The sequence below is a fragment of the Paenibacillus sp. B-A-8 genome, from assembly GCF_048572915.1.
Classification (GTDB): domain Bacteria; phylum Bacillota; class Bacilli; order Paenibacillales; family Paenibacillaceae; genus Paenibacillus_AQ.
In genome coordinates, this window is record NZ_CP183882.1 from 16787 (window position 1) to 29564 (window position 12778).

The 12778-nt window shown below is 47.4% G+C and carries 7 protein-coding genes and 3 rRNA genes; all 10 read left to right on the forward strand.

The window, feature by feature from the left end; translation table 11 throughout:
* Window positions 1-12: 12 nt before the first annotated feature.
* The 10 genes from rrf to ACN6MV_RS00105 all read left to right on the forward strand — a co-directional run bounded on the left by rrf (window position 13) and on the right by ACN6MV_RS00105 (window position 12708).
* Window positions 13-129: ribosomal RNA gene (gene rrf, locus ACN6MV_RS00060) — 5S ribosomal RNA — on the forward strand.
* A 155-nt stretch (window positions 130-284) separates the two neighbouring features.
* Complete coding sequence (locus ACN6MV_RS00065; protein ID WP_042123059.1) at window positions 285-1907, forward strand: ABC transporter substrate-binding protein; 1623 nt, start codon at window positions 285-287, stop codon at window positions 1905-1907.
* Window positions 1904-2893, forward strand: coding sequence for an ABC transporter permease (locus ACN6MV_RS00070; protein WP_419885494.1), 990 nt, complete (start codon window positions 1904-1906; stop codon window positions 2891-2893). Before ACN6MV_RS00065 ends, ACN6MV_RS00070 begins: the two co-directional genes overlap by 4 nt.
* Window positions 2890-3756: an ABC transporter permease gene (locus ACN6MV_RS00075; RefSeq protein WP_139328659.1), complete on the forward strand. Its 867-nt coding sequence runs from the start codon at window positions 2890-2892 to the stop codon at window positions 3754-3756. Before ACN6MV_RS00070 ends, ACN6MV_RS00075 begins: the two co-directional genes overlap by 4 nt.
* Window positions 3753-4520: an ABC transporter ATP-binding protein gene (locus tag ACN6MV_RS00080; RefSeq protein ID WP_419885495.1), complete on the forward strand. Its 768-nt coding sequence runs from the start codon at window positions 3753-3755 to the stop codon at window positions 4518-4520. The genes ACN6MV_RS00075 and ACN6MV_RS00080 overlap by 4 nt, the downstream gene beginning before the upstream one ends.
* Window positions 4511-5284: an ABC transporter ATP-binding protein gene (locus ACN6MV_RS00085; protein WP_042123065.1), complete on the forward strand. Its 774-nt coding sequence runs from the start codon at window positions 4511-4513 to the stop codon at window positions 5282-5284. The genes ACN6MV_RS00080 and ACN6MV_RS00085 overlap by 10 nt, the downstream gene beginning before the upstream one ends.
* On the forward strand, window positions 5281-6345 hold the full coding sequence (locus ACN6MV_RS00090) for an aminotransferase class V-fold PLP-dependent enzyme (protein ID WP_419885496.1): 1065 nt from the start codon (window positions 5281-5283) through the stop codon (window positions 6343-6345). Before ACN6MV_RS00085 ends, ACN6MV_RS00090 begins: the two co-directional genes overlap by 4 nt.
* Window positions 6346-6347: 2 nt before the next feature.
* Entirely contained in the window at window positions 6348-7499 is a 1152-nt protein-coding gene (locus tag ACN6MV_RS00095; protein WP_419885497.1) for an amidohydrolase family protein, read from the forward strand.
* 489 nt (window positions 7500-7988) lie between these two features.
* Window positions 7989-9546 (forward strand): 16S ribosomal RNA (locus tag ACN6MV_RS00100).
* 233 nt (window positions 9547-9779) lie between these two features.
* Window positions 9780-12708: ribosomal RNA gene (locus ACN6MV_RS00105) — 23S ribosomal RNA — on the forward strand.
* Together the 16S and 23S rRNA genes form the textbook arrangement of a ribosomal RNA operon.
* The last annotated feature ends 70 nt before the right edge of the window (window positions 12709-12778 follow it).

A 12778-nucleotide genomic window follows, 5' to 3' on the forward strand; every position in this document is an offset into this window, starting at 1 on the left:
CTGTAATGCCCGTTTGGTGGCGATAGCGGAGGGGTTCCACGCGTACCCATCCCGAACACGACCGTTAAGCCCTCCAGCGCCGATGGTACTTGGACCGAAGGGTCCTGGGAGAGTAGGACGTTGCCAAGCACGCAAGACCACTGTTGAGTCATCGACAGTGGTCTTTTTGTTGTATCTATTTGCTTAAAGGGTTGGTACGATTTAAATTTTGTTTGACAGACTACAGTGTTTAACCCATAATACAATTCATACTAAACATATAAGAATTGTAGGGGGAGCGGATTATGTCATATTTTAATTTATCTTTTAAGAAGCCGATTCTGTTTGGGGCAATATCTATTTTGCTATTGATGGTAATTGCAGGTTGCTCTGGATCTAATAATAAGGCTGCTTCAAATAAAGATGTGCAGGAAAGTGCGAGTCCAGCAACAGCAACTCAGAGTCCTCAAACAGCAGAGCCGGCAGTAGGAGGAACCTTCGTCTATGGACGCCCTGCTTCTGTAACCTCGCTGGATTTGCATAATCAGATTACATCCAACAATGCTTTTGCTATCGATAAAGTATTTGAATCATTAGTTGCTTTTGACAGCAAGGGCGAAATTGTAGATTGGCTTGCGAAGTCACATAGTATCAGTGAGGATGGATTGACGTATACTTTTGAACTTCGTGAGGGTCTGAAGTTTTCAAACGGTACGGATGTGACTGCGGAAGATGCCGTATTCTCCCTTGAGCGGCACTTGAAGGTTGGCGGCCCGCTGGCAATATCCGCTAAGGTTGATTCAATCAAAGCACAAGATAACAAAACGCTTGTTATTACGCTTAAAGAACCTTATACACCATTTATCTCAGAGCTGTCCAATTTCTCCAATGGCATCGTTCCTAATAATTTTGGTGGAGTTTCCGAAGAAGAATTCTTCAAGAAACCAATCGGAACGGGACCTTTTGTCGTTGAAACATGGGACACTGCGGGTGATTTGACTTTCACTAAGAACAAATTCTACTGGCAAGAAGGTAAACCATATATTGATAAGCTTGTTTATAAGTTGATTGAGGACGATAGCCAAGCGATCAACCAGCTGAAGGCTGGGGAAGTTAATGCTATTGAATCTTTGGCCTTGCAAAATGCTAATGAGATCAAAGATGGAGCCGACACTAAAGTAATTACTAACGGTAGTTGGGTGACAGAGCAATTATTCTTTAATACGCTGGATGAGCATTTTTCGGATGTACATGTCCGCCGTGCACTGGCTCTGGCGCTTGACCGTGAAGGCTTGACCAAAGCGTTAACCTTTGGATATGCACAAACAGCAAACTCATTACTGCCAACAACGATTCCTTATAACGCCAATGATACAATCAAGGCTCTGAACTTCAATGTCGAGGCAGCCAAGGAAGAGCTTGCTAAATCGGCTTTCCCTAATGGTTTTACTACCAAGTTACTTGTAGCCTCCGGTAATAGTACAAGAGCGCAAGAGGCACAAATTATTCAGGCAGCCGGTCAAACCATCGGGATTAAAATTGAGATTGAATCGATTGAGCTTGCCACTTTCCGTGAACGATTCTTTGCTTATGATTTCGCCGCAATGTTGAATAGCGGTCAAGCTGATTCCCCGGAAGCGAATTCGATTATTGCCTTCCAAACCGATCCGGAAGGCTTCAGCAAATCGTATTGGACCCATTATACGAATGATGAAGTAACGAAGCTTCTATATGAGGGCCAAAAAACAGCGGATGGCGATGCTCGTGCGCAAATTTATACCAAGCTGCTGCAGACACTTGCTGATGAAGTACCTTATATTCCGCTTTATTATCCAGATGTTTTGAAAGGTATTCGTTCTTCAGTGGATGGTCTAGTTGTGCTACCTAATGGTAGCGCCCGTTTCGAAGATGTCCGCATCAGCCAATGATGAATCTTAAGCAGGTGTTAAATCAACCTAGAGGAAGTAAGGACTCTTACAACTGGCTTGTAATATCGCTTATAAAAGCATTGGCAGTGATCTGCTGCGTAATGATAGCCGTCTTTTTCATCATCCGAATTGTGCCCGGAGATCCAGCGAAAATGATCTTGGGAGAATACAGTACCCCTGAGGCGCTCAAGAGTATGCATCATACTCTTGGGCTCGACCTCCCTTTATGGGAGCAGTTCATGCGATTTGTGAAGACGCTGTTTACGCAAGGAGATACTGGAAACTCCATTATTATGGGGACATCAACAAGAGAATTGATTACGCAGCGGGCTCCTGTTACTTTGTTGCTCATAGTGATGGCCTGTGTGTTGGCAATTGTCGTATCACTTCTGCTTGCTACGGTAGCTGCTACGCATAAGGATAAACTGCTGGACCATTTAATACGTATATTTCCTACAATAACTTTGGGTATGCCAATCTTCTGGGTTGGCTTACTTTTAATTTTGCTCTTTAGCGTCCGGCTTGGCTGGTTTCCCGTTGGGGGAGTTAGTGAAGGGTGGGTTGGAACCTTGCACAGTCTTGCACTTCCGGCAATCACCGTTGCTTTTTCACAGATTCCTACCCTGGTCCGTTCCTTAAGAGCGCAGATGCTTGAAGTGTTAGAATCGGATTTTGTAGTCACCCTTAAAGCCGCGGGAATACCAAACAGGGTTATTCTATTAAAACATGTGTTGCGCAATTCTGCTCTTCCTACACTGATGCTGATGGGTGTGAATATTTCTTATCTAATCGGCGGCACATTGGTCGTTGAACAGGTATTTGGAATTAAGGGAATTGGCAGTTTGCTGTTTACTTCAATTTCGAAACGGGACTTTCCAGTTATTCAAGGAATAGCACTTTATTGTGCGCTATCTGTTGTGATCATCAGTCTCTTGATTGAAATCATTTCTTGGTGGCTTGATCCCAGAACGAAGGGAAAACAATGAAAACGATAAGACTAGAGCCACAATTGTATGAAGGCAACAAGATGACAAGCGGCTTAAAGCGCATATGGAATACCCCTTCTTTGTTAGTAGGAATGATTATGTTTGCAGCCCTTATTCTCTTAACTGTGTTTATACCGTATATAAGTTCCTATGATCCATCCGAGCAAAATTTGAGTGCCTTTCTGCAGCCTCCGTCGGCTGAACATTGGCTAGGAACCGATCAACTTGGGCGTGATCTGTTTACTAGACTGATCTATGCAGCGAGGACTGATCTGAAAATCATGGTCTTGGCAGAAATCATTCCCTTTTGCACAGGTGTATTCCTAGGAATGCTAGCAGGGTATTACGGAAAATGGGTTGATGCAGTTATTTCGCTGTTGTCAGATACATTTATCGCTTTTCCTTTTTATCTGATCGTTATTATCGTTGCTTTTGCCAGTGGAGCAGGAGAACGAGGTATTTATATTACGTTTATCCTTGTAGGTTGGATTGTCTTTGCCCGTGTCGTCAGAGGTCTCAGCGCATCTTTCCGCAATCAGGAATGGGTGGCGTCTGCTCAAACATTAGGGCTACCCGGAGTAAGAATTATTTTGCGTCATCTGCTTCCCAATGTACTTCCTCAAGCCGTAGTGGTTCTTATGACAGATATGATTGGATTGCTTGTCGCCATTGTGACGCTCGGGTATCTTGGGATCGGCATTACACCGCCAACTCCAGACTGGGGGACAATGATCTCGGATGGACAGCCCTTCATCACTACAGCTTGGTGGCTATCGGCTGTTCCAGGATTAGCAGTGGTGTATACAGGAATAGCTTTGTCGCTCCTAGGTGATGGTCTGGCAGACTTATGGAGGAAAAAATGATGTCTACACAACCCATTTTAGAAATAGAGCAACTAACACTGGCAGCGAAGACAAATGAGAGATTAGTCAACAATGTTAGCTTTTCGCTGGGCAAAGGAGAGAGTCTAGGATTAGTAGGTGAGTCGGGCTCGGGAAAATCGCTTACGCTGCGTGCAATTCTGAGACTACTTCCAAACGGTGTTGAGCAGATAGGCGGCACCATTAAGAGTGATGTAAGCAGTGCGATGGTTTTTCAAGATCCAAGAGGTGCGCTTGATCCGCTCTGTATGGTTGTTAATCAGCTGGCTGAAGTCGTGTATTACAGACAGAGAGTAAGCCGAAAGGCTTCCCGAATGATTGCGCTGGAACTGCTCGAAAGGCTTGGTCTCCCCGAATCTTTAAAGAAAAAGGACCGGTATCCGAGCCAGCTGTCAGGCGGTCAATGTCAACGGGTAGTCATCGCTTTGGCACTGGCATGTAAGCCAGGTATTCTTCTCTGTGATGAGCCGACGACGGCGCTGGATGTCACGGTTCAACGACAAATTATTGAAACGATCACCAACCTCCAGCAGGAGCTGGGATTTGCCATGGTTTTTGTTACGCATAATCTCGCGATTGCAGCCAACTTGTGCTCACGCCTATGTGTAATGAAACAAGGGCAGATTGTTGAGCATGGCGCTACCCTTGATATTTTGCAAAATCCATCCGACCCTTACACACAGATGCTGATTAATTCGGTGCTTCCTTTGCCAGAGCTTGAAGGGAGTAGAGACTCATGGAACTAGCCTTGCAAATCAAAGATTTAACTGTTCATTATGGCGGCTTTACTGCGCTGGATTGTATTAATCTGAATCTTGAGCAGCATACCACTCTTGGGCTTGTTGGAGAATCTGGATCAGGAAAATCTACGCTGGCACGAGTAATTGCTGGACTGATTGCCCCGCATGAGGGAAAGATCCTGTTAGGTACCCAAGAGTTAAAAAAGAAAAGAAGCCGTGAGCAGCGAAAAATAATCCAAATGATCTTTCAAAATCCGGATGCGTCGCTGAATCCCAAACATTCGATTAGAGAGATTCTTTCTGAGCCCTTATTGTTTCATAAAATTGTGGGACGTACGGGTGTCGAGCAGAGATGTAAAGAGTTACTGAACCAAGTTCATTTGGAGCAAAAGGCATTAGACAAATTCCCACACGAATTTTCTGGGGGGCAGCGTCAACGGATAGCGATCGCCCGCGCATTAAGCGTTGAGCCCAACATCCTGATCGCAGATGAACCTACAAGCGCGTTGGATGTATCTGTGCAGCTAAGTATGCTCGAACTGTTCAATGCACTAAAAGCTGAACTTGATCTCACCATGCTTTTTATTTCTCATGACTTAGGAGTAATCAATGCAATTAGTGATACAGTTGCAGTCATGCGGCATGGGAAGCTTGTGGAGCAGAGTCCGAAAGATCAATTCTTCATCCGACCTAAACATGAATACAGTTACGAGCTGTTGTCGGCGGTTCCCAAAATGCCAAAATCAAGTACATCAGGAGGTTTCTTATGAGCCCAGAACAAGAACATAAAGGATATGTGCCACTTTCAATGGCTGAGTACAATAAGCTTACACATTTGATTTCCGACATCTTGTTTACTGATCATCCACCGGTTATTATCCCAGCTGAGGCAATTTTGGGGATCGAGGCCGTGGCTGCCGGAATAGCCGCACCTGGTCGAACCATTGTAAATATAGTAACAGGTCCCTATGGAAGTTTATTTGGAAAATGGCTTGAACGGGGAGGAGCATCGGTTGTTGAAGTAAAGGTTCCTTTTGATGAAGTGGTCACTGGCAACCAGGTTGCTTCCGCAATTAAAGAGTTTAGCCCTTGTGCCCTTTCCTTTGTTCAGGCTGAAGTGGTTACAGGTGGATCTAATCCGGCTAAAGAAATATTTAAGATTGCAAAGGAGTTCAATCTCATTACTGTAACGGACTCGGTTTCTGCGGTTGGGGGAGAGGCGTTACTGGTCGATGAATGGGGAATTGATTTTGCTGTGATAGGCGCGCAAAAAGCTTTGGCTGGACCTAACGGTGTTAGCGCCGTCAGTATTTCACCACGTGGCTGGGAATTTCTTGAGTCTAATAAAAATGCACCGCGTAACTCCATTCTGTCCTTGCTGGATCTCAAACCTTCGTTGGATGGGGCCGCGCCAATACGAGTTGCTCCAAATATTCCTACACTGGAGGCTAGAGCCTTGATTCAAGCTTTGATGCGAATTGAAGAAGAAGGATTGGATCAAGTAATCAAACGCCATGAGAGAGCTGCTGCAGCTGCTGTAGCTGGTATCCAATCCTTGGGGCTTGAACCTTGGCAGAAGGATAGCAGACATTATTCTACACTGACTACAACGGTACGGATTTCTGGAAAGCAAGATTTGCAGATCGAACAGCCCATAGGAATTGTAGCTCCCGGAGACGGAGAATTATTTGGGCTTCTTCTACGAATTAATCATTTTGGAACAAATGCTGCTCGGCAAAGTGTGGAGGAAGCTATATTAACGCTTGCTGAGTTGTTGAAAGAAGACCCTGATCAGGCATTACAGGCTGTTAGGCAGGCTTGGGGGGAATGAAGATGATTCATAAGCATCCAGAGTTACAGACATTTAAGGATATTTATATAGCAGGTATCGAAGGCAGACGTTTTGATGTTGTAATCAAAGATGGGCGTTTTTCATCTATAACTGAAGCGGAGCCACATAAAGGTAACTCAACGCTTAAAGATACAGATCTATGGATAAGTCCAGGTATTATTGATCTTCATACGCATCTTGCTTGGACAGACTTTGATCATGCGGACCAATTGAAGCGCGATACCCGCGAGATTGAAACCATGCAGGCGCAGGCTTTTGAAGCTACTCTTAGGACGGGTGTAACGACTGTACGGGATGCAGGTGGAATTCTGCCAAGCACAGTGCAGCATCTTGTTCATCAGTATCAACAGCCTTTAAGAGTGGAAACCAGCAGCGAAATGCTTGGTGCAGCAGATGCCCTTGGTCTTAAGCATTTGGAACAACGGATGGCGGAAATCTTTGCAACAGGAGCGGGCTGGATAAAAATCATGGCCACAGGCGGTCTTGGAGCACCTACTGAGAAAGTCGTTGATCCGATCTTTTCCGAAGAAGAGTTCTCATTTATTGTTCGTAATGCACATGCCCATGATAAAAAGGTGTTGGTCCATACCTGGGGAGGAGTGACGATAGACTGGTCCATCCAGTCTGGCGTGGAATCTATAGAGCACGGGATGTTTCTAACAGAGGATCAGGCGGGAAGACTTGCTAACTCGGGGGTAGCTTTTGTACCTACAACATCCATCTATCGTATTGCTGCAGATCCGAAAGGTGTTCTAGCATTGAACCCTATCATTTGCGAACGAGCTGCCCGTGCTGCCGAATCACATTCCAAAGCTATTAATTATGCCAAAAGAGAAGGTGTAAGCATTGGATTCGGCACAGATTATGCCACACCTGCACTACATGGTTATAATCTTCAAGAACTGGATACGTTGATTGATTATGGTTTATCTCGAAGAGAAGCGTGGCAGTCTGCAACAAAAACCGCTGCTGACATTCTAGGTAGTGGCAACGAGCTGGGGCAAATTGCAGAGGGGTTTATTGCAGATGCTGTTATTTTCAAAGTGAATCCGTACGAGGCTCACAATGCAGAGGTACTTCGAAAGAGTATCGTTTCCGTGGTTACTGGAGCGAAGGAAGCAGATTTAATCTAGATTCGTCTAAGCTATTTTCTAAAACAACTGATAACCTTGCAGTTGTTTTTCTTTGTAGTTTATAGAAAAATATAATTGCCTTTTCATATTTCATATATAGGGTATACATTCTTTCTTATGCCGCTAAGTAAGGAATGTATGTAAGGCGGCAGAATAGAAGGGTGAGTGGATTCTTTAATACATGATGTACCTGTAAAAGTTTTATAAAAAAAGTGTTGCAATCAATCTCTATACATGATATATTCTAAGTCCGGCCAAGAAATATACATGCCGAGCTCGAAAAAGAAGTTAAAAAAAGAGCTTGACATTAAATAGCCGAACATGATATAGTATAAGAGTTGCTGCTGAGACATTAAACGGCGCCAACGAGAACTTGATCTTTGAAAACTGAACAACGAGTGAGTGGGAAATCACGAAAGTGAAATCCAAATTAGAGAATTAATTTTCTCGTCAGATGTTTCAAAATGAGCATATCGCTCTTTTCAATACTAATTGGAGAGTTTGATCCTGGCTCAGGACGAACGCTGGCGGCGTGCCTAATACATGCAAGTCGAGCGGAGTTATTTTGAAAGCTTGCTTTCAAAATAACTTAGCGGCGGACGGGTGAGTAACACGTAGGCAACCTGCCCCTTAGACTGGGATAACTACCGGAAACGGTAGCTAATACCGGATAATTTCTTTTTTCTCCTGAAGAAAGAATGAAAGACGGAGCAATCTGTCACTGAGGGATGGGCCTGCGGCGCATTAGCTAGTTGGTGGGGTAACGGCCCACCAAGGCGACGATGCGTAGCCGACCTGAGAGGGTGAACGGCCACACTGGGACTGAGACACGGCCCAGACTCCTACGGGAGGCAGCAGTAGGGAATCTTCCGCAATGGACGAAAGTCTGACGGAGCAACGCCGCGTGAGTGATGAAGGTTTTCGGATCGTAAAGCTCTGTTGCCAGGGAAGAACGTCCGGTAGAGTAACTGCTATCGGAGTGACGGTACCTGAGAAGAAAGCCCCGGCTAACTACGTGCCAGCAGCCGCGGTAATACGTAGGGGGCAAGCGTTGTCCGGAATTATTGGGCGTAAAGCGCGCGCAGGCGGTCATTTAAGTCTGGTGTTTAAACCTTGGGCTCAACCTAAGGTCGCACTGGAAACTGGGTGACTTGAGTACAGAAGAGGAAAGTGGAATTCCACGTGTAGCGGTGAAATGCGTAGATATGTGGAGGAACACCAGTGGCGAAGGCGACTTTCTGGGCTGTAACTGACGCTGAGGCGCGAAAGCGTGGGGAGCAAACAGGATTAGATACCCTGGTAGTCCACGCCGTAAACGATGAGTGCTAGGTGTTAGGGGTTTCGATACCCTTGGTGCCGAAGTTAACACAGTAAGCACTCCGCCTGGGGAGTACGGTCGCAAGACTGAAACTCAAAGGAATTGACGGGGACCCGCACAAGCAGTGGAGTATGTGGTTTAATTCGAAGCAACGCGAAGAACCTTACCAGGTCTTGACATCCCTCTGAATCTGCTAGAGATAGCAGCGGCCTTCGGGACAGAGGAGACAGGTGGTGCATGGTTGTCGTCAGCTCGTGTCGTGAGATGTTGGGTTAAGTCCCGCAACGAGCGCAACCCTTAACTTTAGTTGCCAGCAGGTAAGGCTGGGCACTCTAGAGTGACTGCCGGTGACAAACCGGAGGAAGGTGGGGATGACGTCAAATCATCATGCCCCTTATGACCTGGGCTACACACGTACTACAATGGCCGGTACAACGGGAAGCGAAGCCGCGAGGTGGAGCCAATCCCATCAAAGCCGGTCTCAGTTCGGATTGCAGGCTGCAACTCGCCTGCATGAAGTCGGAATTGCTAGTAATCGCGGATCAGCATGCCGCGGTGAATACGTTCCCGGGTCTTGTACACACCGCCCGTCACACCACGAGAGTTTACAACACCCGAAGTCGGTGGGGTAACCCGCAAGGGAGCCAGCCGCCGAAGGTGGGGTAGATGATTGGGGTGAAGTCGTAACAAGGTAGCCGTATCGGAAGGTGCGGCTGGATCACCTCCTTTCTATGGAGAATCGTCTTCTGCAATGAAGACATTCAAATCGGAAGTTAAACTTCCACAATCTCAGGTTTAGGCCTGTTACTCACTCGTTGCTCAGTTTTGAGAGTTTAAGCTCTCAAGTAAGACTTGATCCTTGAAAACTGGATACCGAAACGAATTTGCGTTTTAGAACATCTTTTAGCAACTTGTGCAAACAAGTAAATGTTATTAGTGAGATTTTTCTTAGGAAAAATCAAGGTTAAGCTAATAAGAGCACACGGAGGATGCCTAGGCGCCAGGAGCCGACGAAGGACGTGGCGAACAACGAAACTGCCTCGGGGAGCTGTAAGCAAGCTTTGATCCGGGGGTGTCCGAATGGGGAAACCCAGCTGTGGTAATTCGCAGTTACTCATACCTGAATACATAGGGTATGTAGAGGCAGACCAGGGGAACTGAAACATCTAAGTACCCTGAGGAAGAGAAAACAATAGTGATTCCGTCAGTAGCGGCGAGCGAACGCGGAACAGCCTAAACCTAAGAGCTTGCTCTTAGGGGTTGTGGGACGTCTCACATGGAGTTACAAAGGAATATGGTAGGTGAAGAGGTCTGGAAAGGCCCGCGATAGAGGTAAAAGCCCTGTAACCTAAACTGTGTTCTCTCCGAGACGGATCCCGAGTAGTGCGGGGCACGTGAAACCCCGTATGAATCCAGCAGGACCATCTGCTAAGGCTAAATACTACCTGGCGACCGATAGTGAAACAGTACCGTGAGGGAAAGGTGAAAAGCACCCCGGAAGGGGAGTGAAATAGAACCTGAAACCGTGTGCTTACAAAAAGTCAGAGCCCTATCTATGGGTGATGGCGTGCCTTTTGTAGAATGAACCGGCGAGTTACGTTTAACATGCAAGGTTAAGTCGAGAAGACGGAGCCGCAGCGAAAGCGAGTCTGAATAGGGCGACTCAGTATGTGGACGTAGACCCGAAACCGTGTGATCTACCCCTGTCCAGGGTGAAGGTGCGGTAACACGCACTGGAGGCCCGAACCCACGCACGTTGAAAAGTGCGGGGATGAGGTGGGGGTAGCGGAGAAATTCCAATCGAACTCGGAGATAGCTGGTTCTCCCCGAAATAGCTTTAGGGCTAGCCTCGGTATAAGAGTAGTGGAGGTAGAGCACTGATTGGGTGCGGGGTCCGCAAGGATTACCAAGCTCAGTCAAACTCCGAATGCCATATACTTATTGCCGGGAGTCAGACAGTGAGTGCTAAGATCCATTGTCAAAAGGGAAACAGCCCAGACCATCAGCTAAGGTCCCCAAGTGTGTGTTAAGTGGGAAAGGATGTGGAGTTGCACAGACAACCAGGATGTTGGCTTAGAAGCAGCCACCATTGAAAGAGTGCGTAATAGCTCACTGGTCGAGTGACTCTGCGCCGAAAATGTAACGGGGCTAAACACACCACCGAAGCTATGGCTAGATACGAATGTATCTGGGGTAGGGGAGCGTTGTATGTGGGTTGAAGGTGTACCGTAAGGAGCGCTGGACAGCATACAAGTGAGAATGCCGGTATGAGTAACGAAAAGATCAGTGAGAATCTGATCCGCCGAAAGCCCAAGGTTTCCTGAGGAAGGCTCGTCCGCTCAGGGTAAGTCGGGACCTAAGGCGAGGCCGAAAGGCGTAGTCGAAGGACAACAGTTTGAAATTACTGTACCACCGTAATCCGCTATGAGCGATGGGGTGACGCAGGAGGGTAGTGACGCGGACTGATGGATATGTCCGTCTAAGCAGTGAGGCTGATGTGTAGGCAAATCCGCACATCATTAAGGCTGGGCTGTGATGGGGAGCGAAAATTGTAGTAGCGAAGGTCATGATCTCACACTGCCAAGAAAAGCCTCTAGCCAGGAGAAGGTGCCCGTACCGCAAACCGACACAGGTAGGCGAGAAGAGAATTCTAAGGCGCGCGGAAGAACTCTCGTTAAGGAACTCGGCAAAATGACCCCGTAACTTCGGGAGAAGGGGTGCCCCGGTAGTGTGAATAGCACGAGGGGGCCGCAGTGAAAAGGCCCAAGCGACTGTTTAGCAAAAACACAGGTCTGTGCGAAGCCGCAAGGCGAAGTATACGGGCTGACGCCTGCCCGGTGCTGGAAGGTTAAGGGGAGTGGTTAGGGGTAACCCGAAGCTATGAACCGAAGCCCCAGTAAACGGCGGCCGTAACTATAACGGTCCTAAGGTAGCGAAATTCCTTGTCAGGTAAATTCTGACCCGCACGAATGGCGTAACGACTTGGGCGCTGTCTCAACGAGAGATCCGGTGAAATTTTAATACCTGTGAAGATGCAGGTTACCCGCGACAAGACGGAAAGACCCCATGGAGCTTTACTGCAGCTTGATATTGAATTTGGGTACGATCTGTACAGGATAGGTGGGAGCCGTAGAAATCGGAGCGCAAGCTTCGGTGGAGGCGCCGTTGGGATACCACCCTGATCGTATCTAGGTTCTAACCTAGTGCCCTAATCGGGTACGGGGACCGTGTCAGGCGGGCAGTTTGACTGGGGCGGTCGCCTCCTAAAGAGTAACGGAGGCGTTCCAAGGTTCCCTCAGAATGGTTGGAAATCATTCGAAGAGTGCAAAGGCATAAGGGAGCTTGACTGCGAGACCTACAAGTCGAGCAGGGACGAAAGTCGGACTTAGTGATCCGGTGGTACCGCATGGAAGGGCCATCGCTCAACGGATAAAAGCTACCCTGGGGATAACAGGCTTATCTCCCCCAAGAGTCCACATCGACGGGGAGGTTTGGCACCTCGATGTCGGCTCATCGCATCCTGGGGCTGAAGTAGGTCCCAAGGGTTGGGCTGTTCGCCCATTAAAGCGGTACGCGAGCTGGGTTCAGAACGTCGTGAGACAGTTCGGTCCCTATCTGTCGTGGGCGCAGGAAATTTGAGAGGAGCTGTCCTTAGTACGAGAGGACCGGGATGGACGTACCGCTGGTGCACCAGTTGTTTCGCCAGAAGCATGGCTGGGTAGCTACGTACGGACGGGATAAGCGCTGAAAGCATCTAAGCGTGAAGCCCCCCTCAAGATGAGATTTCCCAATTAGTAAGACCCCTTGAAGACGACGAGGTAGATAGGTTGGAGGTGGAAGTGCAGTAATGCATGGAGCTGACCAATACTAATCGGTCGAGGGCTTATCCTATACTTAAAACGCAAATTCAATTCGGATTCAGTTTTCAGGCGATGAAGTCTGAGCATTACGCTGTAATGCC